Origin of the sequence: Bradyrhizobium sp. (assembly GCF_035652035.1) — a bacterium.
In the GTDB taxonomy this organism is placed as follows: Bacteria; Pseudomonadota; Alphaproteobacteria; order Rhizobiales; family Xanthobacteraceae; genus Bradyrhizobium.
On the sequence record NZ_DASREO010000075.1, the window covers coordinates 105,110 to 131,511 of the forward strand.

Consider the following 26,402-nt stretch of genomic DNA (forward strand, 5'->3'; position numbering starts at 1 on the left):
TCTAACGAACGATGGCAATACGCGCCTGCAGGCGCCGCACGCCGAAAGACGCGATGCCGGAAATGACGAAGTAGACGACGGCCGCGAACAGGTACATCTCGACCAGCCGACCGTCGCGCTGCGCGACCTTGCTGGCGGCGCCGAGGAAGTCGGTGATCGACAGCACGTAAACCAGCGAAGTGTCCTGGAACAGCACGATGGTTTGCGTCAGCAGCACCGGCAACATGTTGCGGAAGGCCTGCGGCAGCACGACGTAACGCATGGTCTGCCCGTAGGTCAGGCCGAGCGCGGACGCCGCCGCCGGCTGTCCCTTTGAGATCGACTGGATGCCGGCGCGCATGATCTCGGCGAAATACGCCGCTTCGAACAGCGTGAAGGTAAGCAGCGAGGAGGCAAAGGCGCCGACGCGGACCGGCCGCGACGCGCCGGTCAGCCACTGTCCGATATAGGGCACCAGGAAGTAGAACCAGAAGATCACGAGCACCAAAGGCAGCGATCGCATCAGGTCGACATAGAGCTGGGCGAAGCGCGACAGGATCCAGATGCCGGAGAGCCGCATCATCGCGATCAGCGTGCCCCAGACGATGCCGCCGAGGGTCGCCAGACCCGTGAGCATCAGCGTGAAGGTCATGCCGTCGACAAACAGGTAGCTGAGCGAGCGGTAAATGACGTCGAAATCGAAATTGGCGAACATCTTCTATTTCCCGGTGATGTAGCCGGGGATCGCCACGCTGCGCTCCACGAAGTGCATGAAGATGACGACGACGATGTTGATCATGAGGTATAGCACGGTTGCAGCCGTGAAGGCCTCGAACACCTGAAACGAGAATTCCTGCATCGCACGCGCTTCGGCAGTGAGCTCAATGAGGCCGATGGTGAGCGCAACGGAGGTGTTCTTGATGGTGGAGAGGAATTCCGACGTCAGCGGCGGCAGGATGATGCGGAACGAGATCGGCAAGAGCACGTAACGATAGACTTGCGAGGTGGTCAGGCCGAGCGCGGTCGCCGCCATCCGCTGGCCCCGCGGCAGCGAATTGATGCCGGCCCGCGTCTGCTCGGCGACGCGCGCCGACATGAACAGACCGGTGCCGATCGCGGCCGTATAGAACGGTGCGTTCGGCAGCTGCTTCAGCCAGATCCCCCAGGCTGAGGGGAGCAGTTCCGGCAGCACAAAGAACCACAGGAAGAGCTGCACCAGGAGCGGCATGTTGCGGAAGAACTCGACATAGCAGAAGCCGAACAGATTGGCAGCCTTTGACGGCAACGTGCGCATCACCCCGACGACTGCGCCGGTCGCAAGCGCAATGACCCAGGCCGCGAGCGCGGTGACGATCGTCACCTCGAGCCCCGACAGCAGCATATCGAGATAGTTGCCGGTGCCGTTCGGCGACGGCTCGAAGAAAACGTGCCAGTTCCAATGATAATTCAAGGCCGCTGTCCCACCGCTGTCCCACCTGCCCTAAGTCAGATCTCGCATCGTCGCTCACATCGCCTTGTAGAAATCCGGGTCCGGCGAGTCTGTCGGCTTCGCGAACGCCTTCTTCAATTCCGCACCCATGGGCACGTTGAGGTTCAACCCCTTCGGCGGGATCTTCTGCAAGAACCACTTTGCGTAGAGCTTCTCGCCTTCCGCGCTCTGATAAAGCGCAGCCGTGGCGGCGTCCACCACCTTCTTGAAGGCTGGGTCATCCTTTCGCAGCATAATCCCGTAAGGTTCAGGCTTGGAGAACGCGTCGGTCGAAATGACGTAGGCGTCCGGATCCTTGGAGCCGGCCGCGAAACTCGCCAGCAAGATATCGTCCAGCACGGCCGCGACGGCGCGGTCGGTCTCGACCATCAGGAACGACTCCGCATGCTCCTTGGCCGGAACGATATTGATGCCGAGATTGCGCGCGGCATTGGTCTCGGTAAGTTGCCTGATATTGGTGGTGCCGGAAGTCGACGCGACCGTCTTGCCCTTGAGGTCGTCGATCGAATTGAGGTGGCTCGACTTCTTCGAGATGAAACGCGTTGCGGTCAGGAAGTGGGTGTTGGTGAAGGCAACCTGCTTCAGCCGGTCAGGATTGTTGGTGGTCGAGCCGCATTCGAGGTCGATGGTGCCGTTCGCAAGCAAGGGAATGCGTCCCGACGAGGTCACGGGATTGAATTCGACATTGAGCTTGTCGAGCTTCAGCTCCTTCTTCACGGCGTCGACGACCTTGAGACAGATATCGATCGCAAAGCCGACCGGCTTCTGGTTGTCGTCGAGATAGGAGAAAGGAATGGAGGATTCGCGATAACCGATGTTAATGACGCCGGTATCCTTGATCTTTTTCAGCGTGCCGGTAAGTTCGTCAGCGTCGGCCTGGCCGGCGAAAAATGCCGCGGCCAACACAACTCCCAACGCGCGTGCGCAATTCATCCCCATCATCCCCACTCCAGCAGTACGAAACACGATTATTACTCTTTAGCCAACACGCTTGGCGTAGCCTATGCAAGGACCGGGCCGTCCCATCCGTGATCCCTACATCACCTTGTATGCATCGGGATCCGAGGAGTCGGACGGGTTCGCGAATTCGTAGCGGAGCTCCGCCCCCATCGGCACATTGAGATTGAGACCCTTCGGCGGAATGCTCGAGATAAACCATTTGTCGTAGAGTTTTGGTCCTTCCGGGCTCCGGTAGAGCGCCGACGTCGCCGCATCGACCACCTTCTTGAAGGGAGCGTCGTCCTTGCGCAGCATGATGCCGCAAGGTTCCGGCTTCGAAAACGCGTCGGACGAAATCGCGTAGGCGTCGGGGGTCTTGGAGCCGACCTTGAAAGCCGCCAGCAGAATATCGTCCATCACAAACGCGACCGCGCGGTCGTTCTCGACCATCAGGAACGCCTCGGCGTGATCCTTGGCGTGGATCACATTGATGCCGAGATTGCGTGCGGCGTTGGTCTCGATCAGCATCTTGATGTTGCTGGTGCCGGACGTCGCAACCACCGACTTGCCCCTCAAGTCCTCGATCCTGTCGAGCTTGTTCGCTTTCTTGGAAATGAAGCGCGTCGCGGTGAGGAAGTGAGTGTAGCTGAAGGTGATCTGCCGCTGGCGTTCAGGATTGTTGGTGGTCGAGCCGCATTCGAGGTCGATGGTGCCGTTCGCAAGCAAGGGAATGCGGGTCGACGACGATACCGGCACCAGTTCGATCGCGATCCGGTCGAGTTTCAATTCCTTTTTCAAGGCATCGACGATCGCGTAGCAGATATCCATCGCATAGCCGACGGGCTTCTGGCTGTCGTCGAGATAGGAAAAGGGAATCGAAGAGTCGCGATAGCCGAGCGCGATCGAGCCGGTCTCTTTGATCTTCTTGAGCGTGCCCGAGAGCTCTTCGGCCCGCGCCGGTGCAACGCCCAGAATCGCTTGCGCGGCGATGTAAGCCGCCGCCAGGGCAAGGCTTATCCCGCGCAAGCGCCGCATGTGTCCCCCGTCTAATCCAACTTACATCGCCTTGTAGGAATCCGGATCAGGCGAATCGGATGGATGGGCGAACTCGTTCTTGAGCTCCGGTCCAAGCGGTACGTTCAGGTTGAGGTTCTTCGGCGGAATCTTCTGCATGAACCATTTGTCGTAGATCTTTGCGCCCTCGCCGCTCTGGTAGAGCGCGGCGGTCGCCGCATCGACCACCTTCTTGAAGGGGACGTCGTCCTTGCGAACCATGATGCCGTAAGGCTCCGGCTTGGAGAACGCGTCGGTCGAGATGACGTAAGCGCTCGGATCCTTGGAGCTGGCGACAAAGCTCGCGAGCAGAATGTCGTCCATCACGAAGGCGACGGCGCGGTCGCTTTCCACCATCAGGAACGCTTCGGCATGGTCCTTTGCCGGGATGATGTTGATGTTGAGACCGCGCGCGGCATTGGCTTCGTTGAGCTGCTTGATATTGGTGGTGCCGGAGGTCGAAACCACCGACTTGCCCTTGAGGTCGTCAATCGACTTGATGTTGTTCGCCTTCTTCGAGACGTAACGGCTCGCGGTGAGGAAGTGAGTATTGGTGAACCAGACCTGCTTCTGCCGCTCGGCGTTGTTGGTGGTCGAACCGCATTCGAGGTCGACGGTGCCGTTGGCCATCAGCGGAATACGCGTCGCTGACGTGACCGGGTTGAGCTTGACCTCGAGCTTGTCGAGCTTGAGTTCCTTCTTCACGGCGTCGACGATTTTGTAGCAGATGTCCATGGCGTAGCCGATGGGCTTCTGGTTGTCGTCGAGATAGGAGAACGGAATCGAAGAATCGCGATAGCCGAGCGTGATCGCGCCGGTCTCCTTGATGTTCTTCAGCGTTCCCGTCAGTTCCTGCGCGAGCGCCGGGCTCGCCGACAGCGCAACGGCCAAGGTTGCACTCGCAACAAAGGCTGCGCCTGCAATAAACGTTCTTTTCATGAAGTGACTCCCTGTTTATCCGACTTGCTATCCGATTTGGAATGTTTTCGAATCTGGTCGAGGCGGATCTGGTTAAGGATTGGCGCGATGTAGGTTCGAAACTGCGCCGGGTTTTCGCTCATCGGAAAATGACCGAGTTGCGCCATGGTGGTGACGTGCGCGCCCTTGATGGCTGCCGCCGTACGGACCGTATCCTCCGGCGTGCAGGAAAAATCGTATTCTCCGGTAAGCAAATAGAGCGGACAGGCTGTCGTGTCGATCCCCTCGATGCGCCCGCGCAGGTCGCCGTCGACCCGGTAGAAGTAAAGATCGCCCTTGAATATGCCGGGTCCACCCTGCTTGTAGCACCACAGCGTCTCGGCTCGCGGGCCTTTCGGGCTTTGCGGCGCGATCAGGCCCGACACCAGCGCCGCGCAGACTTCGCCGCCGTGAACGTCAGGCCGGTTGAGCCAGCTGGTATCATACCACGGCGCCTGAAAGTCGGCCGCCTCGAGCCCGATCAGCGCGCGGAATTCTCTGGGCTGTTCGATTGCGAGATTAAGCACGATGCGGCCGCCGATGGAGCAGCCCATCACGACCGGCTTTTCCAGTTTCAACGCCCGGCAGAACGCCAGGATTGTCTCGGTGTAGCGCGCGGTGGTGAGGCGATATTCCTCGCCGTCCCAGCTTTCCGGCGGATTCGATTTGCCATGCCAGGGCATGTCGAAGGCGATGATGCGGAAATGCCTGGTCAGTTCCGCATCCGACAACAGATGCCGCCACTGCCTTGCGTCGGAGCCGGCCGTATGCAGGCAGACCAGAGGAATGCCCGCGCCGCTCTCTTCGAAATAAATGCGATGGTCTTCGCCGCCGATATCGACGTGCACATAGCGACCGACCATCGGTTCGATCGCGCCGTTCATGCGGTCTCTCTGCCATGCGCACGCGGAAGCGCGAGCAGGTCCTTGAAATACTGCAAATGCGTCATGAAGGGATGCAGATCGCCTTCAAGGGTCGCCTGCTTCCGCTTGGTCAGCGCTAGAAGATCGTGCCAGCCCGGTCGCGGCATCGGCTGCCAGTATTCGGCCCAGGCCACGGGCGAAGCCCGGTAAGCAAACCGCCAGGACCGCATCAGAACCGGCGCCGGCGTCATATCGACAATGGCGCCGCGACGGATCGAGATGTGAAAGGGATGATCGACGGGGCCGAGCAGGCATTCGCAGTCGAGCCATCCGCCGCGGGCGATCAAGGCCGGCGTCCGGTCGAGCATGGCGGGAATTGCCGCAAATTTCTCGGCCACAGCAGCATCGCTGGCGCTGGTTAACGTCATAGGCTTTTATGGTCTGAACGCCCGCCCGTCGCAAGCCAACCTTTGGCGGGAAAATCGCGCCTGCGCCACTCCGTCACGGCTCCGGATCACGCTTCTTGTGAGGCGGCCTTCGTCACATGGATGGTTAACAGGGTGCCGAGGCTCAAGAACGCAACCACCGTCAGGTAGTAGCCCGGCGCCAGATTGCCGATCAGGGCAAAGCCGCCGAGCCATGTCATGGTCGCCGGTCCCATGCCGCCGAACAATGTGACACCGATGTTATAGCCAAGGCCGAGACCCGTGGCCCGCGTCGCGGGCGGCAGCAGTTCCGCCATCAGCGCCGCGAGCGGGCCGTAATAGAGCGCCTTCAACGTCGACAGCAAGAACACCGCAAAGATGATGACAGCCGGCACCGGATGGTTGGTGATCAGCAGAAACAACGGGAAGATCGAGATCAAGAGGACGATATTGGCCGCGATCATGTGCCGGGTTCGCCCGATCCGGTCGGAAAACATCCCGGCGAAAGGCGTCAGCACCGTGACCATGATGCCGCCGACAAAGGTTGCGGTAAAACCGGTGACCGGCGGCAAGTTGAATTTCGTGACCACATAAGTCGGCATGTAAATGATCAGGTAGTTGACCGCGGTCGAGATCGCGAGCGCGCCGATGCCGAGCAGGACGGGCGACTTCTGATGCAAAAAGACTTCCCGGACCGGAGAACTTTGCGCCGCCGGCGGCGCGGTCGCGTCTTCCAGATGGTTGCGGATATAGATGCCGATCGGCCCGATCAGCACGCCGAACAGGAACGGAATGCGCCAGCCCCATGACGTGAGGTCAGCGGGCAGCATCCATGCGGTGAGCCCGACGCCGAACGTCGAGGCAAGCAGATTGCTCAAACCCTGACTGGCAAATTGCCAGCTTGCGACAAAGCCGCGCCGCTCGGGCTGGTGCTCGACCAAAAACGCGGTCGAGCTGCCAAACTCGCCGCCGGCGGAAAACCCCTGCACCAGGCGCGCGATGATGACAGCGATGGGCGCGACAATGCCGATGGTCGCGTAGGTCGGCATCACCGCGACCGCAGTCGTGCCGAGCGTCATCAGGACGATGGAGATCAACAACGACGCCTTGCGGCCATAGCGATCGGCATAGGCGCCGAGCACAATGCCGCCGATCGGCCGCGCAAGATAGGCGAGCCCGAAGGTTCCGTAGGTCAGGAGCAGCGACGTCGCCTGGCTGTCGCTCGGAAAGAACGCCTTCGAAACGTAGACTGCAAAATAGCCGTAGACGGTGATGTCGAACCACTCGAGTGCGTTGCCGATCGACGTCGCGACGATCAGCCGCGTGATGTTCTTCTCGACGCCGGTTGCCGGCGCGGATTCGGCCGACGCCGAAACGGTCATGCGATTTTCCTTCAACTAAAGCGGCGCTTTCAGCTCGCCCAGATCCCAGAACAGGCCGGCCATGATGCCAAGCGCCTCTTCAGTGACCGACAGCAGAATGTGCTCGTCGGGCGCGTGCTGCGAGCAGCCGGGATACGAGTGCGGCACCCATAGGGTCGGCAATTTCAGGATATCGGTGAAGACGTCGTTCGGCAGTGAGCCGCCGAAATTCGGCAACACCGCCGGAGCTTTTCCGGTCGTCTTGCGGATCGAGTCCGCGGTCCAGTTGATCCAGGGGCTATCGAAATCGGTGCGCGAGGCGGCAAAGCGCTGCGTTGCAGAAACCTCGACCATGGCGAAACCGCGCGCATTCAGATGCGCGCGGATCACATCCACAATGTTGTCGACTTTGGTGCCGACCACAAAGCGCAATTGCAGCACAGCCGAGGCGCGGCCCGGAATCGCATTAGCCGGCTTTTCGATGTTGCCCGACGACATCGCCAGCACTTCGAGCGTATTCCAGGCGTAAAGCCGCTCCGCCGCGGACAAACCCTCTTCGCCCCAGTTCTCGGCCAATGCCGGCTCATCCGCCGTCGGCTTGACCTCGACATCGGCGAGCGCGGCGCGAATCTGGTTCGACAGCCGTGGCGGCTTCAATGCTTCGAGCTGCAGACGGCCATGACTGTCGACGAGGCTTGCAATGGCGCTGGCCAGAATGGTCGCGGGATTGGCGAGCACGCCGCCCCAATTGCCGGAGTGATGACCGCCCTCGCGCAAATTAACGTCGAGATGAATCCGGATGCCACCGCGACAGCCGAGGAACAGCGTCGGGCGCTCGGCCGACAGGCGCGGACCATCGGACGCCAGCAAGAGATCGGCCTTCAACTCCTCGCGCAGCTGTTGGCACACCTGCGGCAAATCCGGCGAGCCGATTTCCTCACCGGTCTCGATGATGAACTTCACATTGAAGCCGAGCTTGCCGCCGCGTGTCTCGCGCACCGCGCGCAGCGCCGCCATGTTGATGCTGTGCTGGCCTTTGTTGTCGGCCGTGCCGCGCCCGTAGACGCGGTTGCCAACTTGCGTGGTGCGCCATGGATCGAGATTGTCGCGCCACTCCCCCACCATGCCGTCGACGACGTCGCCGTGGCCGTAGACCAGGACGGTCGGTGCGGAGACATTTTCGCGATATTCCGCGAGCAGATAAGGGCCTTTTTTCGCCGGGGACTCGATCAGCCGTGTCGAAAAATCCATCTTTTCGAAAGCCGGCTGTAGATCCTCGGTCAGATAGGCCGCCAGCGCGGCGCGCTTCTCCGGATTCTGGCTTTCGGTCTGGTAGGAAACCCGGCGGTCGAGCTGGATGAGAAATTCTCCCGAACGCAGCATGTTCTGGGCGCGGGTGACGGCATCAGTTCTGGTCATGGCATTTATTCGCTGGGCTGGATTGGCGCTTCAATAAAGTCACGTTAGCGGGATAGACCTCAGGCTGGAAGGTCTTTGCTAATCGAGTTGGGAATGCGACAATTCGGCGAACGGCCGGGAAACGGCCGATCAAAGGGAGAACTCCATGAAATCCATTCTGCGCCTCGCCGCTGTCGGCGTTTTGCTCGCTAGCTCAGCTTTTGCTCTCACGAGCGCGCGCATGCCGGAAATGACGCTGGATCAGATGACGCCTGCCCAGCGCAGCATTGCGGAAGCGATCATGAACGGACCCCGAGGCCGGATGAGCGGCCCCTTCAACACCTGGCTGCGCAGCCCGGTTTTGGCCGACCGCCTGCAAAAGGTCGGCGAATATGTCCGCTTCAACACCTCGCTCGACAAGCGCGTCAACGAGATGGCGATCCTGATGACGGCGCAGGCCTGGGGCGCGTCATATGAGTGGTATGCGCACGCCCCGCTCGCGATCAAAGCCGGGCTCGACCCCGAGATCGTGAAGGCGATCGGTGCCGGCCGCAAGCCGGAGAAGATGAAGGACGATGAGGCCATCGTCTGGGAATTCACCACACAGCTCCGCCGCGATCACAGCGTCGACGATGCGATCTACGCCCGCGCGCTGGAAAAATTCGGCGAGCAGGGCATCGTCGACCTCATTGCCGTCAACGGCTATTACGACGTCGTCTCGATGACGCTCAATGTCGCGCATGTAAAGGCGCCGGCGGAAGCCGAGCTGCCGTTCAAGCAGGCCGGTCAGTAAGCCCATCAGATATCGCGCTGGCCGCCGACGCCTGCGCGCCTCCGAAAGTCATCTCGCATGAAGAAGAAAGAAATCCGCCTCAACGCCTTTGCGATGAATTGCGTCGCGCACCAATCGCCCGGACTGTGGACGCATCCGCGTGACCGCACCGCCGATTATCACCGCCTGCCCTACTGGCTCGATCTTGCGAGGACGCTGGAGCGGGGCCGGTTTGACGGGCTCTTTCTCGCCGACGTGCTCGGCGTCTACGATGTGTTCGGTGGCAGTCACGACGCCGCGGTGCGCAACGCCGCGCAGACCCCCGTGAATGATCCCATGCTGGTGATCCCGGCGATGGCGGCGGTGACCGAACATCTCGGTTTCGGCGTGACCTCCAATCTCTCTTATGAGCCGCCCTACACGTTTGCCCGGCGAATGTCGACGCTCGACCATCTCACCGAAGGGCGCGTGGGCTGGAACGTCGTCACCGGCTATCTCGACAGCGCTGCGAAAGGCGCCGGCAAGGACAAACAGACCGGGCACGACGACCGCTACGACATCGCCGACGAATATATGGAGGTGGTCTACAAGCTCTGGGAAGGCAGCTGGGAAAACGACGCGGCCTTGCGCGACCGCGCGCGCGGTATCTTTGCCGACCCAAAGAAGGTTCATCGCGTCCGGCATGAGGGAAAGAACTTTCGCCTTGATGCCATCCATCTCTGCGAGCCTTCACCACAGCGCACGCCGGTGCTCTATCAGGCCGGCACTTCGCCGCGCGGACGCCAGTTCGCAGCGGAGCATGCCGAATGCGTCTTCATGTCCGGACCGTCGGCGAAAGTGATCGCGCCGCGCGTGGCCGGCATTCGCGAACTCGCGGCCAAAGCGGGTCGCAACCCCGCCGAGATCCTGATGTTCTCGATGTTCACGGTGATCCTGGGCGAGACCGAGGCCAAGGCGAAAGCGAAATATGAGGACTATCGCAGCCATGTCAGCCCAGAGGGCGCGCTGGTCTTGATGTCGGGCTGGACCGGCGTCGATTTTTCCGCCTACGACCTCGATCAGCAGGTGCGCCACGTCGAGAACGACGCTGGCCGTTCGGCGATGGACAACATCACCCGCGCCGATCCTGACCGGGTGTGGACCGTGCGCGAAGTCGCGCAACACGTTGGAATTGGTGGCATCGGGCCTGTCGTGATCGGAACGCCGGAGAAAGCCGCCGACGCCATCGAAGCCTGGTTCGATCAGACCGATGTCGACGGGCTCAACATGCCGTTTGCAGTCTCGCCCGGCGATTTCGCTGATGTCACCGACATGCTGGTGCCCGAATTGACGCGCCGCGGCCGCTACAAGACGGCCTACAGCGAAGGCACGTTGCGGGAAAAATTGTTCGGCGCGGGCCGCGCGCGACTGGAGGCACCGCATCCGGCGACGAAGGTTCGGCCGCAAGGAGACTGACCGTCATTCCGGGGCGCCCGGAGGGCGAACCCGGAATCCATTCCTCAACAAGCTCTGCGGCACGATGGATTCATGGGCTCGATGCTCCGCATCGCCCCGGAATGACGAATAGCCTCACACCGTTCCGTCCACCATCACCTCGATCAGCTTCGCGCCGGGCCGCTTGAACGCGGAAGTGAGGGTCGACTTCAACTCCCTGGGATCGGAAATCCGGATCGCTTCGCAGCCGAGCGATTTGGCCAGACCAGAAAAATCCACCGGCGGATCGGCGAAATCCATTCCGACATAATGATCGTCGCCGTGAAAGGCGAGCAGCCGCTGCTTGATGATGCGATAGCCGCCATTGTTGGCGATCACGACGTTTAGCGGCAGCTTGTGGTGCGCGGCGGTCCAGAGCGACTGGATCGAATACATCGCGCTGCCGTCGCCGGAGAAGCACACGACCGGGCGATCCGGATTGGCAAGGCTGACGCCGACCGAGGCCGGCAATCCCCAGCCGATACCGCCCGAGGCCAGCGCATGATAGCCGTAGCGATCGCGGTGCGCTCTCAGCGACAGCATCTGTCGCGACGACGTCAGGCCCTCGTCGACCACGATGGCATTGTCCGGCAATGCCTCGACCACCTTCAAGGTGAGATAATCCGGATCGATCGGCATGCGGTCGCCGCGTTTTGTCAATTGCTCCCCCAGCGATGCGCGCCGTGCCGACCAATTGCTCGACGATAGCGCGGCCATTCCTTTTTTGGCCTTCGCTTCCAGCGCCGCACCGCCTTTGGCCTTCAACGCGGGAACAAGCGCGCGCAGCGTTTCCCTCACGTCGGCTTTCAGCGCGATCTCCGCACCATAATTCTTGGCGAGATCCCATTCGACGAGACCGACCTGCACGATCGACAATCCTTCCGGCAAGGGATCGGTCTCGCTATGGACAGACATGCGCAGGGGATCGGCACCGAGCGCGATCAGAAGATCGTACGGCGCAAGCACGTCGCGCACCTGCGGCTGCGAGCGCGACAGCGCGCCGATGAAGCACGGACTTTCGGAGAGGAAATGCGCGCCGTACGGCACCGATTGCTGAAACGCCGGACAGCCGAGCGCCTCGGCAAGTTGCGCCGCTTCCTGCAACGCATCGCTTTTCACGATCTCGTCGCCGGCAATGATCACCGGCCGCTCGGCTTTGAGGATGCGCGAGACCAGAGCTTGCAGCGTCTCGTCGGACGGCTTGACGCGCGCGTCGACCCGGGTCGAACGTCCCAGCTCGATACCGGCCTCCGAATTGAGGATGTCTCCCGGCAGCGAGATGAACACCGGGCCGGTCGGCGGCGTGGTCGCGATCTTGGCGGCGCGGCGCACGATCCGCGGCAGATCTTCCAGCCGCGACACTTCCACTGCCCACTTCACCAACGGCTCGGCCATCCGCACCAGTGGACCATACAATAAGGGCTCCATCAGCCCATGGCCCTGCTCCTGTTGCCCCGCGGTCAGGATCATCGGCGTTCCCGTGAACTGCGCGTTGTAGAGCGAGCCCATCGCGTTCCCAAGACCGGGCGCGACATGAACATTGCAGGCGACGAGGCGTCCCGAGGCGCGGCTATAGCCGTCGGCGATCGCAACGACGAGGCTTTCCTGCATCGCCATCACATAGGTGAGGTCCGGGTGATCCTTGAGCGCATGCATGATCGGCAGTTCGGTGGTACCGGGATTGCCGAACAGATGCGTAATGCCCTCGTCCTTGAGCAAAGCCAGGAACGCCGAACGCCCGGTATTGCGATTTTTCATGTTTCCTCCGCGCGCGCGGCCGTTGCCGTCGCCACCCACATCATGATCAACTTTGTTTGTCCGAGGCAACAAATCGCGATCATGGCTGCGTTGCGCTCCTGCACGTGATCAGAACATGCCCTCGCGATCGTTGCGCGGCTTTTTCTTGCCGCGATGCCAGACCACGCCGGGAAAACCCTTTAGCGGCACCAAAGGCTCGCCGGTATAGGTCCACTCCTGCAGCTCCTCGATGGCGATGTGATAGAGCGGCTGCCGGCCGGTGCGGTCGGAAAACAGCGCGCGCGGAATGTTCACCATGTGCGGCGAGCGCGGGCGTTCGTAGATCAATGGCGTGCCGCAGCGCTTGCAGAAGGAGCGCACGTTTTTCGTCGCCGTATCCTCGAAGCGCGAGATATCGTCTTCGCCTGCGGTGATGCGAAAGCGCTTGCGCCAGCTTCCGACGTAGGTGGCATACGCTGCGCCGTGTGCACGGCGGCTGGCGGAGGAATGATCGTGCCAGGCCCAGCGCGCCGGCACGTCGATCTCGAACGCGACGCGGCCGCAGAGGCATTTGCCTCTGGCGATCCCGGCGGCTTTGGTGGGTTTGGCCATTGGAGCTGCTCCTTACCCTGTCATTCCGGAGCGATGCGCCAGCATCGAATCCGGAATCTCGAGATTCCGGGTTCGCTCGTGTCCTCGCGCCCCGGAATGACAGTATCAGGCCGGCGCCATCTCGTCGTAAACCGGGTAGTCCGTGTAGCCAGCCTCGTTGCCGCCATAGAAAGTGGCGCGGTTATAGGGCGTGAGCGGAAAGCCATGCTGCAAGCGGCGCGGCAGATCCGGATTGGAGATGAAGATGCGGCCGAACGCGATCGCATCCGCATGGCCTTGCGCGATCGCGGCCTCCGCCGTCTCGCCGGTAAAGCCGCCGGCCGCAATCAGCACGCCACGCCAGAGCGGACGGAACAGCACCATCGCCGACGGCACATTCTGCCAGTTCACCTCGGCGCGTCCCGCCCCGCTCGATCGCGGCTCAATGAAATGGAGATAAGCGAGCCCCAGTTGGTCGAGCGCCTTCACCACATGGCTATAGAGCGGCATCGGGTCGCCCTCGCCGCTGCCATTGGCGATGCCGTAAGGCGAAAGACGCACGCCGACGCGATTAGCTCCCCACACGCCGGTCGCTGCTTGCGTGATCTCGAGCAGCAACCGCGCGCGGTTCTCGATCGATCCGCCATAACGGTCGGTGCGCAAGTTGGTATGCGACTGCAGGAATTGCTCGAGCAGATAACCATTGGCGCCGTGAATTTCGACACCGTCGAAGCCGGCTTCCTTGGCATTGATGGCGGCCTGCCGGAACGCCTCGACGACTTGCACGACTTCTTCGGTCTCGAGCGCCCGTGGCGTCTCATACGGCACCATCTTGCCATCTGATGTCATCGCCAGCATGCCTTCGTTGGTGATCCGCACTGCCGATGGCGCCACCGGCAGCGCACCGCCGGGCTGATGCGATGAATGCGAGACCCGGCCGACATGCCAGAGCTGGAGAAAGATCAAGCCGCCTTTGGCATGCACCGCATCGACCACGCCGCGCCAGCCCTCGATCTGCGCTTGCGAATAAATGCCGGGCACTCCCGGATTGCCGCGGCCGGTGACTGCCACAGGCGTCGCTTCCGCGATCAGCAGACCGCCCGGCGTCGCGCGCTGTCCATAATATTCGGCATTGAGCGGACGCGGCGCGAAGCTCGACCGCTCGGCGCGCATCCGCGTCAACGGCGCCATCGCCACGCGATGGGCGAGCCGATAGGGACCGACCTGAAGCGGTGAAAACAGGTGAGGAAAATTCATGTGATACGCCCCGAAAATGTCTTTGTCGCAATTTGCGATCAGGATTTTCTAACCGCAAAACCATCGCCAACGCGATAGCCTGAAGGGAAGATCTCCCATGCCCCACCTCGTCATGTCACCCGACAACGTCGCCGTCATCACCGGAGCCGCCGGCGGTATCGGACTTGCCGCCGCCAAGCGGTTCGCCCGCCTTGGCATGAAGGTGTGTGTCGCCGATATGAGCAAGGAGCGGATGGCCACCGCCGAAGCCGAACTGGTCTCGCTTTCACCGGGCGGGGCCGCCAACGTGATGGCGATGGCGGTCGACGTCAGCCGGGCCGACGATGTGGCAAAACTGGAAGCCGCCGTGCATGACCGCTTTGGCGGCACGGATCTCCTGATGAACAATGCGGGCATTCAACCCGGGAGCAGCCTGTTCCGCAAGCCGGACAATTGGGAGCGCATTCTGGCCGTTAACCTGTGGGGCGTCATCAATGGCTCCAGGGTCTTTGCGCCGCGCATGATGGCGCGCGGCAGGCCGGGCCTGATCATCAACACCGGCTCGAAGCAGGGCATCACGACACCCCCTGGCGATCCCGCCTACAATGTTTCGAAGGCCGGCGTGAAGGCTTTCACCGAGGCGCTGCAATACGAGTTGCGCAACGCCGCAGGCGGCCGCATCAGCGCGCACCTCTTCATTCCAGGCTTCGTGTTTACGGGTCTGACCGCCAAGGGCCGCACCGAAAAGCCCGCCGCCGCCTGGACGCCGGAGCAAACCGTCGAATTCTTGATCGAGCGGCTGGAAACTGGAGACTTCTACGTCCTCTGCCCCGACAACGACGTGCCGCGACGGCTCGACGAGCGGCGCATCCTCTGGGCGGCGGGAGACATCGTCGAAAACCGCCCGGCGCTGTCGCGTTGGCATCCAGACTATGCGGAAGCCTTCGCGAAGTTCGTGAAGGAAGGCTGAGCGCTTACAGCGTCTCCTGCTTGTGCCCGCACTGCTTGCAGGTGAATTTCGCCCGAGTCACGCCGCGCTCGGCGGAAACACGGTTCGGCGCGCCGCACTTGCCGCACACCGCTTCGATGCGGGTGTTGCCTTCCTTGACGACCAGCGGCTTTCGCGCCATCGCCTCGCGGATCAGGCGCTCGGCCTCTTCGCGCATTGCCTGCTTCGACATCCGTTCGCACCTGATAGAACTTGGGAAGCGGGCTTATAGCACAAGAACCATGTATTGCGAGTGTCGCAGACGCTTCACGTCTCGACGATCACATAATTATCTTCGACGTGAACCTGGAACGTTTCGGCCACATAAGGTCCTTTAGCCAGCGTCTCGCCGTCTTCGATGACGACGGGGTAGGTTCGCACCTTCACGCGCTGGGGATCAAACCATGACTGGCCGCTCCGCATGTCGAATTCCCAGCCGTGCCAGCCGCAACGGAGCAATTCGCCGACGCGCGAGCGCTGATAGACGCCGGGTTCCGGCGAGGTCAACCGCGCCACACAGGCCGCCTGGTCGAGCGGCGCGCCGGCATGCGGGCAGCGATTGAGCAGTGCGAAGAACTCGCCGTTGGCATGGAACACAACAACGTCACGTCCATCGAGCGTGACCACCTTGTTACCGCCGGGCGGGATCTCTGATGTGCGAGCAACGATGTGACGGGTCATGGCAACTGGTTAGAGCTTGAAAACCGCGCGCGCGTTGGTCTGGAACAGCTTGACCCGTTCCGCCTCGGTGAGCGGGGCCTTGAACGCGTAGCGTGGATCGTCGAAATCCCAATGTGGATAATCGGACGAAAACAGCAGGCGATCGATGCCGACCCATTCGATCAGCGAACGCAGATGTTTGGCCTCGTCGGGCTCGTCGACCGGTTGGGTGGTGAACCAGAAATGCTCGCGCACATATTCGGATGGCTTGCGCTTGAGATGAGGCACCTCGCTGCGGAAGCGTTCGAAATGCTGATCCATCCGCCACATCGTCGATGAGATCCAGCCGAAGCCGCCCTCGATGAATACGAATTTGAGGCGTGGGAAACGCTGCGGCACGCCTTCGAGCACGAGACTCGTCAGCGCCGCCGCCATGGTATGCGCGTTCGACTGGTGCTCCTCCGCATAATAAGAGGGCCAGCCGCCGGCTGTCGGCGGATGACCGCCATAACCGCCCGTGTGAATGCCGATCGGCAGGCCGAGTTCTTCGGCGCGCGCATAGATCGGCCAATAGCGGCGACGGCCGATCGGCTCATTGGCGCGCGGCGAGATATTGATCTGCACGTATTGGCCGACTTTGGCGCACCGCTCGATTTCGGCGATCGCCAGATCGGCGCCGTCCTGACCGATCAGAATGGCGGCTTTCAAGCGCGGATCGCGGCTGGTCCAGTGCGCGAGTTGCCATTCGTTGACGGCACGCTGGATCGCAGCACCCAGTTCGAGGTCTTGCTGCGAGAAGATAAACATGTCCAGCACCTGCAACAGGCCGAACTCGACATCAAGCGGATCGAGATACTGCTTGCGCATGAAATCGAGATCCGAGCCCGGAGGACCGCCGGTCGGCGGCCAGGCATCGCGCCGCGCAATCAACGGCGAGGAACGCGGATACGGCGTGGTGCCCATGTACGGCGTGCGCAGATGGTCGCCATAGGTCCTTAAGTGTTCGTGCCAGCGCTTGGCGAGATAGGGATTGAGGTCGCTTTTCGCATGCAGGCTCGGATGGACGTCACAATCGATGATGCGGAATCGCGTCTTTGCGGGCTTTTCCTGATCGAGCAGCGGGCGGTCGATGACTTCACTCATGCGATCCTCCTCGAAAAACAAGTTAGTTGAGCGACAACCGCGGAAAGGTTTCAAGCGGATTGTCTGCGCACATGCGCGAAACGATCGAAGCCGGCAGGTTCGGCGGGATGGCGTCATCGCCGTCGAACTGCCAGTGCGGATAATCGGACGCGAACAGGAACATCTTGTCGGAACCGATCATCTCGATGATATCGGCGACGTCGGCTGCATTTGGCGGCGCATCGAACGGCTGCATGGTGACGCGAACATGGTCGCGAATGATCGCGGCCGGCTCGCGCTCGACCCACGGCACCTCGACGCGAACGCCGCGCCAGGTCTTGTTGGCGCGCCACATGAACGCCGGCAGCCAGGTGACGCCGGATTCCATCAGCACGACCTTGAGCTTCGGAAACTTCAGGAACACGCCCTCATAGATCAAGCTGAGCACCTGCGACTGAAACGCCTGCGCCTCGGCGAGATAATATTCGTAGCGATAGGACGGCCAGCCGACGGAACTCGGCGCCTGCCGATACGCGCTGCCGGCATGAATCGCGAGCGGCAATTGATGTTTTTCGGCGGCCTGCCACACCGGCCAGTAATGCCGCCGGCCAAGCAGGCTCTCGCCTTGCGCCAGCACCAGAACCGAGACGAACCGCTTGTCGGGCGCGCGGCGTTCGATCTCTTCGATGGCCAGATCGGGCGCCTGCCATGGAATCACGATTGAAGCGCGCAGACGCGGATCGCGATCGAGCCACTCGGCTGATATCCAGTCGTTGATCGCCTTGCAGAAGGCCGACGCCATATAGGGATCGTAGACGGCCTGCGCGCCGTACAGCACATTGCAGATCGCGTGACTTGAACCGAGTTGGTCGAACGCGCCGCGCTGGACCATCGCAAGATCGCTGCCGGGTTTGCCTTTCGCAGGCCGCCAGTCGGCGCGGCCGGACAAGGCCATGTGCGGCGGATAGGAGTTGAGGTCGAGGCCGTCGATCGCGCGGCTCACCACCTGCTCTTTCCAGTGATCGTCGAGATAGGGCAATAGCGTGGTGCGCGTACCGCCAATTGCGGGGTGGATATCGCAGTCGATCCGCGTCGCCGCCATGTTCCGTCCCATGATCTCGCTGTTGCAAACCGCATTCCGCGGCCGCGCGCTTTGGGACGAAGTTTGCCGCCGGGCCCCGGGCGGCGCAAGGGGCGAGCGCCGCTCCCGCCATGTCAAATCCGCTGGGCAAACATGATGCGATGCCCCTCGGGCGTCTCGACGTGCATCTCGCGCCGGCGCCAGGGCTTGTCCGACGGCGCCGAGCGGATACGTGCACCGCGCGCCACAAATTCCGCATGCAGACCGTCGACGTCATCGGTCTCGAGGTAACCGAAATAGCTGTGGTCGCCGAGTTCGCGCGGTGGCAAAGCATTGGGGCAGCGGCCGAGCATCACCCGCACCTCGCCTCGCGACACGCAATGCCAGTCGTCGCCCTCGTTCCACTCGCTGGTAAAACCCAGCGCATCGACGAAATAGGCGGACGAGCCGGCGAGGTCTTGCACTGCCAGCACATAGGCGTGAGGTTTGAGGTCGGGTTTGGTCATCGCGTCACCCGGCGTTGTCTTTGGGATGGCGAGGGACGAAATGCAGTCCCCATACGATGCTTGACGCTAACGATTGGGGATGGTGGGCACGACAGGGATCGAACCTGTGACCCCTACCATGTCAAGGTAGTGCTCTCCCGCTGAGCTACGTGCCCTAAAGTCTTAAGTCTCGGGTTGGGGGTCCGTATATCGGCTCCCACGCGGGCAGGCAAGGTTGCAACGCGTCGTTTTTCGACGCCTCGGGGGCCGATCAGGCCGCCAGCATCTTGTTAACTTCGCTGACCAGTTCGCGCAGGTGAACGGGCTTCGACAGGACCTTGGCGTTCTTGGGCGCCTCGGAGTCGGCATTCAGCGCCACGGCCGCAAAGCCGGTGATGAACATGATCTTGATATCGGGATCGAGTTCCGAGGCGCGACGCGCGAGCTCGATCCCGTCCATTTCCGGCATCACGATATCGGTGAGCAGCATCTCGAACGGCTCCTCGCGCAGCCGCTGATAGGCCGACATGCCGTTGTCGTGCGGCGAGACCGTAAAACCAGCGTTTTCCAGCGCCTTGACCAGGAAGCGGCGCATGTCGTTGTCGTCTTCTGCAAGCAGGATCTTGTGCATGGCTGGAATCGTCTAGTCCGGTTTGAAGATCACCCCATCCCACTAAGCCCGACAGAGAGTAAATTTCGGGTGAAAGGGGCGGCGCAGCGAGTACCTCGTGGCAGTATTTCTGGACCCGATTGCGGCGCGAATCAATCAAGACCGACAATTCCCGCCGCAAGTTTACGTTTCAGGCGTTTTAGAGTTTTTTCGCTTGGCACGGCGACCGCGATTACCGACAATGGCACCTCAAAAGCCGCATCTTCCGGGCATACATGACACGCTCAGAAGGGCGGATTTCAGGGACGGCGCCGCGCAATGACCCAGCTTGACGAAGAACTGCAGTCGCCGTTCGAGATTGTCGAACCGGCTGCCTGGCGGGCGCCAATCATCTTCAATTCGCCGCATTCCGGTTCGGTCTATCCGGACGAATTCCTGAAAATCTCGCGCATCGATCTGGCCGGCCTGCGCCGCTCGGAAGACTCGTTCATGGACGAGTTGATCGCTGGCCTCAGCGGCCTCGGTTTTCCGACCGTGAGCGTCAACTTTCCGCGCTCTTATGTCGACGTCAACCGCGAACCCTATGAACTCGATCCGCGGATGTTCTCAGGGCGGCTGCCGAGCTTTGCCAACACGCGATCCATGCGGGTTGCCGGCGGCCTCGGCACCATCCCGCGCGTCGTCGGCGACGGCCAGGAAATCTACTCAGAACGCATTGCGGTCGATGACGCGCTCGGCCGCATCGAAACGCTCTACAAGCCCTATCACCGCGCCCTGCGCCGGTTGATCAACAAGGCCCATCGCGCCTTCGGCACCGTCATCCTGGTCGATTGCCACTCGATGCCGTCGGTCGGCGTGTCGCGCGAGGAACCACGGCGGCCGGACGTCGTGATCGGCGATCGCTACGGCACCAGTTGCGCTCCCATCCTTGCCGACAAGGTCGAAGATGCCATGGCGCGGCTGGGCTATTCGGTCGGACGCAACAAGCCCTATGCGGGCGGCTTCATCACCGAGCACTACGGCAATCCGGCCTCCGGGCTGCATACGATCCAGCTCGAGCTCAACCGCGCCGTTTACATGGATGAGCGGCGGCGCTCGCGCGGCGAGCGGTTTACCCAGGTGACGCACGACTTCACTGTGCTGGCGGAGGTGCTCGCCTCTATTCCGCTCGACGGCCTCGAGCCGTTCCAGACCGCGGCGGAATGATCGCGATCATCGCGGATCGCGGGAGCGGTCAGGCAAGACGGCACCGTGACAATTCCAAGAATGACAGGGCCAAGAAAAAAGGGCCGCCTGAATGAACAAGCGGCCCAAGTCTAGGGAGGAAACGCCCAAGGAGGGCAGCGGTAACGCGAGGCGCTACCGCACCGCAACAATATGCGGCCGCGCTGCACAAAGCGCAAGGGCTTTCGAATTTATTCTGGTGCATATCGCCGTGCCGTGGCCCGAACGTTTCGCGAGACTGAATTCTTTATTTCTATAATAATATCAAATATTTATAAAGAAAAGTCGGCATTTGCGGCACTGATTCGTCCACCGGTTTTTATTTTCTCTCGGACTCGTGATCGCTTGCGGTCATTGGAAATTTACCCCTTCGCGCCGACCGATTCGCTGGGTCTAAAACCAGCCTTGCCCACTGGTTAACCTAGTGTCGACGGTGCGGAAGTGACCGGATTGCGCTAGGAAACGTGCCGCATGACGCGGCTGACGTAAGTTCAAGGAATTCTCGTGACGGTCATCGATTTCACCGCCTTCATTGGCCGCCTTGCGACCGCCTCAGGCGAAACCATCCTGCCGTTCTTTCGGACCTCACTCGGGGTCGACAACAAGGGCGGCAAGGAATTCGATCCGGTGACCGAAGCCGACCGCGCCGCCGAAGCGGTGATGCGCCGGCTGATCCAGGCCAACTTCCCCCAGCACGGCATTGTCGGCGAGGAATTCGGCAATGAGCGCGAGGACGCCGAATATGTCTGGGTGCTCGACCCGATCGACGGCACCAAATCCTTCATTTCAGGCTTTCCGACCTGGGGCACGCTGATCGCACTGATGCACAAGAAGATGCCGGTGTTCGGCATGATGCATCAGCCCTATATCGGCGAGCGTTTTTCCGGAGACAACGGCTCGGCGTATTATTCCGGCTCAGCCGGCCATCGGCGCCTTTCGGTGCGGCGCTGCGCGTCACTGAGCGATGCGACGCTGCTCACCACGAGCCCGCTATTGATGAACGAGGCCGACCGCGCCGCGTTCGATCGCGTTGCCGCTGAGGTGCGGCTCAACCGTTATGGCGGCGACTGCTACTCCTACTGCATGCTCGCCGCCGGCCATCTCGATCTCGTCATCGAGACCGAACTCAAGCCCTACGACATCGCCGCGCACATTCCGATCATTACCGGCGCGGGCGGCATCGTCACCACCTGGGAAGGCAAGCCCGCGCAGAGCGGCGGCCGTGTTGTCGCCGCCGGCGACCCGCGCACACACGAAGCGGCGCTCAAGCTGCTCAACAGTTAGGGCATCACCCATGAAAGTCTTGCGCGCCTTAGTCACGGGATTCGCCCTGCTATCAGCGGCATCCGCAACGGCGGAAGAATTTCCGGCGCGGCAAATCCGCCTGATCGTGCCGTTCCCGGCCGGCGGGCCGAGCGACATCATCGCGCGCGTCATCGGTCAGCGCATCTCGGAAGTCATCAAGCAGCCGGTCATCATCGATAACAGAGGCGGACAGGGCGGCGTGCTCGGCATCGAGGTGCTCGCGAAGGCTGTGCCCGACGGCTACACGATTGCGCTTGCAAGCGCCGGCGCGCTCGCGATCAGCCCGACCATGGAGAAGGTCGCTTACAATCCGTTGAAAGATCTGGAAGCCGTCACGCTGGTGGCAAAGGTGCCGGAGATGCTGGTGGTCGCAACCAATGTCCCGGCCAGGAACATGGCCGAGCTGGTCGCGCTCGCCAAGGCAAAACCTGGAAGCCTCAATTTCGCCTCGACGGGTCCCGGCAGTCTGCCGCATCTCGCCGGCGAACTGCTCAAACTGTCCGCCAAGATCGACATCGTGCACGTGCCCTATCGCGGCGCGGCGCCGGCCATGAACGATATGCTTGGCCAGCAGGTGCAGATGGTGTTTCTCGATCTGCCGGTGCTGCTGCCGCAGATCAAATCCGGCGGACTGCGCGCCATCGCGATCGGCGCACTGGAGCGCGCGCCGACGGCAACGGACGTGCCGACCACCACCGAAGTCGGATTGCCTGATGTGCAAGCCGAGAACTGGTACGGCCTGGTCGCGCCTGCCGGCACGCCGCCCGCCATTGTGGCGAAGCTGAACCAGGTGGCATTGGAAGCGATGCACGATCCAGCGGTGAAGGAAAAGCTTGCCGTCCAGGGGGCGGAGCTGATCGGCGATACTCCGGAACATTTCCATGCCTTCATCGAAAGCGAGAGTGCACGGTGGGCAAAGGTGATCAAGGACGCCGGCGTCCCGACGGAGAAGTGAATTTGGGCTTCGCCTGCACGACGCAACTCCTCCAGCGTCATTGCGAGCGAAGCGAAGCAATCCAGTCCCGGCCATAAAAAGATTCTGGATTGCTTCGTCGCGTTGCTCCTCGCAATGACGTGAGGTCTATCGCGCCGCCTTGCGCAAATGCTCGACGAGCAACTTTGCGGGCTTGGGCAGGCTCTTGAAGCTGCGGGCGCAGATCACGAGTTTTCGGTTCGCCCAGGGATCGCGGATCGACAATAACGCGAGCGGCATCGATTGCGCGCAGCGCCTCGCGGCGGCTTCGGGCACCACCGCGACGCCGACGCCGGCCGAGACCATGCGGCAGATCGCATCGAAATCGCGCAGGCGTGCCCGGATCCGCAGGCGGATGCCAAGCCGCGCGGCGTGCTTACCAATGTGAATGGCGAGCGCGGTCGCATTCGTCAGCCCGACGAAATCGCGATTGCCGACGTCGATAAAATCGAGCTGGCGCCGGCCTGAGAATTCGCTGCGCTTTGGCGCCACCAGCATCAGATGATCTTCGCCAAAGACAAAGCGTTCGAGATGCTCCGGCAAAGCGTGTTCGGCGGCGAAGCCGAGATCGGCCGCGCCGCTGATGATGGCGCCGACGATGTCACCGCTCTCGCGTTCCTCGACGTCGAGGCTGATGTCGGGATATTCACGCAAGAAAGCAGCAAGCGCCTTTGGCAGGTGCTCCGACAGGCCCGACGTATTGGCGAGCAGATGGACGCTCGCCTTCACCCCTTGGGCAAAGCCGGCGATGTCGCCCTGCATGACAGCGACATTGTGCATGATGATCCGCGCGTGATCGCGCAGGCTTTCGCCGGCTGATGTCAGTTCGATGCCGCGGCGGCGACGCCTGACCAGCGCCACGCCGAGGTCGGCCTCGAGCCCCTTGATCCGGGCGCTCGCCGATGCCAGCGCAAGATTGGCGCGTTCCGCGCCATGGGTAATGCTGCCGCTATCGGCCACCGCGACGAAAAGCTGAAGATCGACCAGATCGAAACGCATGGCGGCCCACCAAGTGGTCTGCCTTCGTCGTAGCCGAAGGCTGATTCAATAAGCTCCAGATTGTGCCGCGATTGCGGATCGGTCAATGTTGGACATGAGCCCTTTTCTGCTGATTTTCATCACTTTGGTTTTCCTGCTGGCAGGCTTCGTCAAGGGCGTGATCGGCCTCGGCCTGCCGACGGTGTCGATGGGATTGCTCGCGGTCGCAATGCCACCGGCTCATGCACTCGCCATCGTGATCGCGCCGGGCATTCTCACCAATATCTGGCAGACTTTTGCCGGCCCTTATTTCCTCGGCATCGTCAAGCGGCTGTGGCCATTGCTGCTGAGCCTTGCAATCGGCATCTGGCTCAACGCCGACATGATGACCGGCCCCTGTGCGCGTTATGGCACGATCCTGATCGGCGTCCTGCTCGTGATCTATGCGATCGTCAGCCTTCGCAAGGTTGCGATCATCGTCCGTCCGCGCGACGAGAAATGGGTCGGTGGCGTGATTGGATTCGTGACCGGGGTGATCTCCGCTGCGACCGGCGTTCAGGTGATTCCGTCGATGCCCTTCATGCAGGCGCTGGGCATGAAGAAGGACGAACTGATCCAGGCGTTAGGGGTGTTCTTTACCATCGCGACCGTCGCGCAAGCCTTCAATCTTTCCGCCGCTGGAATACTCGATGAATCGACCGCGCTGCCGGGCGTCGTCGCCCTCGCCGCCTCCTTTACCGGCATGGCGATCGGCCAGGCTGTGCGCACGCGGCTCGAGGCGGAAACCTTCCGCCGCTGGTTTCTGATTGCGATGATCCTGCTCGGGATTTATCTCGCCGCGGTTGCGAGTTACGAAATCTATTTTGCCTGAGAAAAGGCGATCCGGGCGCCGAGATAGATGAACAGCGCGCCAAGCCCGCGATTGATCCAGGTAATAGCGCTTGTCGACTTCTGCACGCGTCTCGCTGCCCGCGCTGCGGCAATCGCAACGGCAAGACACCACAGCGTGCCGTTGAAAATGAAGATCAGGCCGAGCGCCAGAAAGGCAAACGGCTTGTGCGGCGCGTTGGCATCGACGAATTGCGGCAGGAAGGCGAGGAAGAACATCGCCACCTTGGGATTGAGCACGTTGGTCAGCGCGCCCTGCCAGAACACGCGCGAAAGCGAAACGGCGCCGCCCTCACCCGCCGCCGCCGTCTCATTCGCCTGATGCGGACGCGACAGCAGCATGGAGAGGCCGATATAGCAGAGATAGGCGACGCCAGCCCACTTCACCGCCGTAAATGCGGTCGCGGAAGCAACCAGCAGCGCCGACAGCCCGAGCGCCGCAGCGAAAACATGCGAGAGACAGCCGGTGCTGATGCCGAGCGTGGCAGCGACGCCGCCACGCCATCCCGACTGCACGCTGCGTCCGACGATATACGCGGTGTCCGGTCCGGGCGCGATGTTGAGCAACAGCCCCGAGACGATGAAGAGACCGAAGTCATGAATGCCAAGTGAACCCAGCATCCCGCCTCACCCGAACAGTGGCGTTCCCGGCACGAACGCGTCGAACGCCGCCCAGAACTGCGAGCGGTAGCGATCCTGCTCCTGCAGGATCTCGTGCTTGGAGCCGGCGATCACGAGGTGCGAGCCGGCGCGCAAATGATAGGCGAATTCCTCGATCGCCGCCGTCGAAACCACCGCGTCGTTGCTGGCGGCGAGCATCAGGATCGGCTGGCGAATCTCTGAAGGGTAGTCCATGGCGCGAAACCCGATCATGGCGCGGAAGGCGGTGTCGGCCCAGGCGACCGTCGGCGAGCCGAGGCCTAGCGTCGGATCCTCCGCCAGGATGGCGGCGTTGCGGGCGTAGCGCACGGGATCGCTGGTGAGCGGGTTGTTGACGAACGATCCGGTGCCGGTGATCGCGTCGCCGCCGCCCGGAACATAGCGGCCGCCAAGTCCGGCAAGCCGCATCGTCCGCAACAGCACGCGCGCCGGAAGCGAGGTCAGGCGTCCCGGCAGGTCGATCATCGGCGCCGTCAGCACCATGCGGTCGAACCAGCGTTTTCCAGCATGGGCCAGGCGCAACATCACGGCGGCTCCCATCGAATGGGCGAGCGCAAAGAACGGCGGCGGGCAATCCGGCAGCACCACCTGCTGCACGAAGGCCTCGACGTCGATGTCGTAGTCGGCGAAATCGCGAACATAGCCCCGGCGCGGATCGCGCAGGCGCCGCGACGAGTGCCCCTGGCCCCGCCAGTCAATCATGGCGACCGCAAAGCCGCGATCGCGCAGGTCCCGCACCGTCTCGAAATATTTTTCGATGTATTCGCTGCGGCCGGTGAAGACGCAGACCGTGCCCTTGCGCCCCGCGGGCGGGGCCCAGCGCGCAAAACGCAACTCGGCGCCGTCCGGCGTCTTGATCGTGCCGGAAACGACGTTCTCGGGGACGGGATTGGCGGGAATCGAGACGAGCGTCATGCAAGCCAATCGATAAAGCATGATCCGGAAAAGTGGAAACCGGTTTTCCGAAAAAGATCATGCTTAAGAGAAATACCTAAAGCGACCATCGTCGCTTTAGGCGAAAGGCGCTGAAAATCAAGGGTTGCCGCGCGTCAAAAACGGCTGCGGCGGAAGCTTGAAGGCGTTCGGCCGCTTCCCATATCTGTTCTGTGCAGGCCGCACCGGCATTTTTCGTTTGAACCCGAAAGATCGCTGAAG

The 26,402-nt window shown here is 61.9% G+C and carries 28 protein-coding genes and 1 tRNA gene; 7 read left to right on the top strand and 22 right to left on the bottom strand.

Annotated features, from left to right (window positions below):
- Position 1 precedes the first annotated feature (1 nt).
- From VFB05_RS20385 to VFB05_RS20425, 9 genes are all read right to left on the bottom strand, one after another.
- Positions 2-694: an ABC transporter permease subunit gene (locus VFB05_RS20385; protein WP_325015471.1), complete on the bottom strand. Its 693-nt coding sequence runs from the start codon at positions 692-694 to the stop codon at positions 2-4.
- A gap of 3 nt (positions 695-697) precedes the next feature.
- Positions 698-1,429: an amino acid ABC transporter permease gene (locus VFB05_RS20390; RefSeq protein WP_325015473.1), complete on the bottom strand. Its 732-nt coding sequence runs from the start codon at positions 1,427-1,429 to the stop codon at positions 698-700.
- A 54-nt stretch (positions 1,430-1,483) separates the two neighbouring features.
- Positions 1,484-2,401, bottom strand: coding sequence for an amino acid ABC transporter substrate-binding protein (locus VFB05_RS20395; RefSeq protein WP_325015475.1), 918 nt, complete (start codon positions 2,399-2,401; stop codon positions 1,484-1,486).
- Positions 2,402-2,503: 102 nt separating this feature from the next.
- Entirely contained in the window at positions 2,504-3,442 is a 939-nt protein-coding gene (locus tag VFB05_RS20400; protein WP_325015477.1) for an amino acid ABC transporter substrate-binding protein, read from the bottom strand.
- Positions 3,443-3,463: 21 nt separating this feature from the next.
- Complete coding sequence (locus VFB05_RS20405; protein WP_325015479.1) at positions 3,464-4,399, bottom strand: amino acid ABC transporter substrate-binding protein; 936 nt, start codon at positions 4,397-4,399, stop codon at positions 3,464-3,466.
- The gene (locus VFB05_RS20410) at positions 4,396-5,301 is read right to left on the bottom strand and encodes an alpha/beta hydrolase (RefSeq protein ID WP_325015481.1); all 906 of its coding nucleotides are present in this window, start codon (positions 5,299-5,301) and stop codon (positions 4,396-4,398) included. The genes VFB05_RS20405 and VFB05_RS20410 overlap by 4 nt, the downstream gene beginning before the upstream one ends.
- Positions 5,298-5,708, bottom strand: a complete 411-nt coding sequence (locus VFB05_RS20415; RefSeq protein WP_325015483.1) for a hypothetical protein — start codon at positions 5,706-5,708, stop codon at positions 5,298-5,300. The genes VFB05_RS20410 and VFB05_RS20415 overlap by 4 nt, the downstream gene beginning before the upstream one ends.
- A gap of 86 nt (positions 5,709-5,794) precedes the next feature.
- Positions 5,795-7,087, bottom strand: coding sequence for an MFS transporter (locus VFB05_RS20420; protein ID WP_325015485.1), 1,293 nt, complete (start codon positions 7,085-7,087; stop codon positions 5,795-5,797).
- A gap of 15 nt (positions 7,088-7,102) precedes the next feature.
- Complete coding sequence (locus VFB05_RS20425) at positions 7,103-8,485, bottom strand: M20 family metallopeptidase (RefSeq protein WP_325015487.1); 1,383 nt, start codon at positions 8,483-8,485, stop codon at positions 7,103-7,105.
- 145 nt (positions 8,486-8,630) lie between these two features.
- On the opposite strand from VFB05_RS20425, the gene VFB05_RS20430 reads away from it, so the two are divergent.
- Entirely contained in the window at positions 8,631-9,257 is a 627-nt protein-coding gene (locus tag VFB05_RS20430) for a carboxymuconolactone decarboxylase family protein (protein ID WP_325015489.1), read from the top strand.
- 57 nt (positions 9,258-9,314) lie between these two features.
- Positions 9,315-10,691 (top strand): LLM class flavin-dependent oxidoreductase, encoded by a 1,377-nt coding sequence (locus tag VFB05_RS20435; RefSeq protein ID WP_325015491.1) that lies wholly within the window; start codon positions 9,315-9,317, stop codon positions 10,689-10,691.
- A 114-nt stretch (positions 10,692-10,805) separates the two neighbouring features.
- Here VFB05_RS20435 and VFB05_RS20440 read toward each other — a convergent pair whose 3' ends face one another.
- From VFB05_RS20440 to VFB05_RS20450, 3 genes are all read right to left on the bottom strand, one after another.
- Positions 10,806-12,467 (bottom strand): thiamine pyrophosphate-binding protein, encoded by a 1,662-nt coding sequence (locus tag VFB05_RS20440; RefSeq protein ID WP_325015493.1) that lies wholly within the window; start codon positions 12,465-12,467, stop codon positions 10,806-10,808.
- A 108-nt stretch (positions 12,468-12,575) separates the two neighbouring features.
- Positions 12,576-13,058 carry a GFA family protein gene (locus VFB05_RS20445; RefSeq protein WP_325015495.1) on the bottom strand — a complete coding sequence of 161 codons (483 nt, stop codon included), beginning with the start codon at positions 13,056-13,058 and terminating at the stop codon, positions 12,576-12,578.
- A 105-nt stretch (positions 13,059-13,163) separates the two neighbouring features.
- Positions 13,164-14,294 (bottom strand): alkene reductase, encoded by a 1,131-nt coding sequence (locus VFB05_RS20450; RefSeq protein WP_325015496.1) that lies wholly within the window; start codon positions 14,292-14,294, stop codon positions 13,164-13,166.
- Between the two features lie 97 nt (positions 14,295-14,391).
- On the opposite strand from VFB05_RS20450, the gene VFB05_RS20455 reads away from it, so the two are divergent.
- Positions 14,392-15,243: an SDR family NAD(P)-dependent oxidoreductase gene (locus tag VFB05_RS20455; RefSeq protein ID WP_325015498.1), complete on the top strand. Its 852-nt coding sequence runs from the start codon at positions 14,392-14,394 to the stop codon at positions 15,241-15,243.
- Between the two features lie 4 nt (positions 15,244-15,247).
- On the opposite strand, the gene VFB05_RS20460 is transcribed toward VFB05_RS20455, so the two are convergent.
- The 7 genes from VFB05_RS20460 to cpdR form a co-directional block, all read right to left on the bottom strand.
- Positions 15,248-15,454: a hypothetical protein gene (locus tag VFB05_RS20460; protein ID WP_325015499.1), complete on the bottom strand. Its 207-nt coding sequence runs from the start codon at positions 15,452-15,454 to the stop codon at positions 15,248-15,250.
- A gap of 74 nt (positions 15,455-15,528) precedes the next feature.
- Entirely contained in the window at positions 15,529-15,942 is a 414-nt protein-coding gene (locus tag VFB05_RS20465; protein ID WP_325015501.1) for a Rieske (2Fe-2S) protein, read from the bottom strand.
- Between the two features lie 9 nt (positions 15,943-15,951).
- Positions 15,952-17,064 (bottom strand): amidohydrolase family protein, encoded by a 1,113-nt coding sequence (locus VFB05_RS20470; RefSeq protein ID WP_325015503.1) that lies wholly within the window; start codon positions 17,062-17,064, stop codon positions 15,952-15,954.
- A 22-nt stretch (positions 17,065-17,086) separates the two neighbouring features.
- Positions 17,087-18,145, bottom strand: coding sequence for an amidohydrolase family protein (locus VFB05_RS20475; protein WP_325015505.1), 1,059 nt, complete (start codon positions 18,143-18,145; stop codon positions 17,087-17,089).
- A 113-nt stretch (positions 18,146-18,258) separates the two neighbouring features.
- Positions 18,259-18,630 carry a VOC family protein gene (locus VFB05_RS20480; RefSeq protein WP_325015507.1) on the bottom strand — a complete coding sequence of 124 codons (372 nt, stop codon included), beginning with the start codon at positions 18,628-18,630 and terminating at the stop codon, positions 18,259-18,261.
- 80 nt (positions 18,631-18,710) lie between these two features.
- Positions 18,711-18,785 (bottom strand) — tRNA-Val (locus VFB05_RS20485).
- Between the two features lie 95 nt (positions 18,786-18,880).
- Positions 18,881-19,240, bottom strand: coding sequence for a cell cycle two-component system response regulator CpdR (gene cpdR / locus VFB05_RS20490; protein ID WP_325015509.1), 360 nt, complete (start codon positions 19,238-19,240; stop codon positions 18,881-18,883).
- Positions 19,241-19,537: 297 nt separating this feature from the next.
- Here cpdR and VFB05_RS20495 point away from each other — a divergent pair, with 297 nt between their 5' ends.
- The 3 genes from VFB05_RS20495 to VFB05_RS20505 all read left to right on the top strand — a co-directional run bounded on the left by VFB05_RS20495 (position 19,538) and on the right by VFB05_RS20505 (position 22,703).
- Entirely contained in the window at positions 19,538-20,425 is an 888-nt protein-coding gene (locus tag VFB05_RS20495; RefSeq protein ID WP_325015512.1) for an N-formylglutamate amidohydrolase, read from the top strand.
- 522 nt (positions 20,426-20,947) lie between these two features.
- The gene (hisN, locus tag VFB05_RS20500) at positions 20,948-21,727 is read left to right on the top strand and encodes a histidinol-phosphatase (RefSeq protein ID WP_325015514.1); all 780 of its coding nucleotides are present in this window, start codon (positions 20,948-20,950) and stop codon (positions 21,725-21,727) included.
- A gap of 10 nt (positions 21,728-21,737) precedes the next feature.
- Positions 21,738-22,703: a tripartite tricarboxylate transporter substrate binding protein gene (locus VFB05_RS20505; protein ID WP_325015516.1), complete on the top strand. Its 966-nt coding sequence runs from the start codon at positions 21,738-21,740 to the stop codon at positions 22,701-22,703.
- 126 nt (positions 22,704-22,829) lie between these two features.
- Here VFB05_RS20505 and VFB05_RS20510 read toward each other — a convergent pair whose 3' ends face one another.
- Positions 22,830-23,720: a LysR substrate-binding domain-containing protein gene (locus VFB05_RS20510; protein ID WP_325015518.1), complete on the bottom strand. Its 891-nt coding sequence runs from the start codon at positions 23,718-23,720 to the stop codon at positions 22,830-22,832.
- 94 nt (positions 23,721-23,814) lie between these two features.
- On the opposite strand from VFB05_RS20510, the gene VFB05_RS20515 reads away from it, so the two are divergent.
- A complete protein-coding gene (locus VFB05_RS20515; RefSeq protein WP_325015520.1) occupies positions 23,815-24,570 on the top strand; it encodes a sulfite exporter TauE/SafE family protein in 756 nt (251 codons plus the stop codon).
- On the opposite strand, the gene VFB05_RS20520 is transcribed toward VFB05_RS20515, so the two are convergent.
- Together VFB05_RS20520 and VFB05_RS20525 are read right to left on the bottom strand one after the other, a co-directional pair.
- Complete coding sequence (locus tag VFB05_RS20520; RefSeq protein ID WP_325015522.1) at positions 24,558-25,208, bottom strand: LysE family translocator; 651 nt, start codon at positions 25,206-25,208, stop codon at positions 24,558-24,560. The two genes, VFB05_RS20515 and VFB05_RS20520, sit on opposite strands and share 13 nt — an antisense overlap.
- Positions 25,209-25,214: 6 nt before the next feature.
- On the bottom strand, positions 25,215-26,162 hold the full coding sequence (locus VFB05_RS20525; RefSeq protein ID WP_325015524.1) for an alpha/beta hydrolase: 948 nt from the start codon (positions 26,160-26,162) through the stop codon (positions 25,215-25,217).
- Positions 26,163-26,402: the final 240 nt, after the last annotated feature.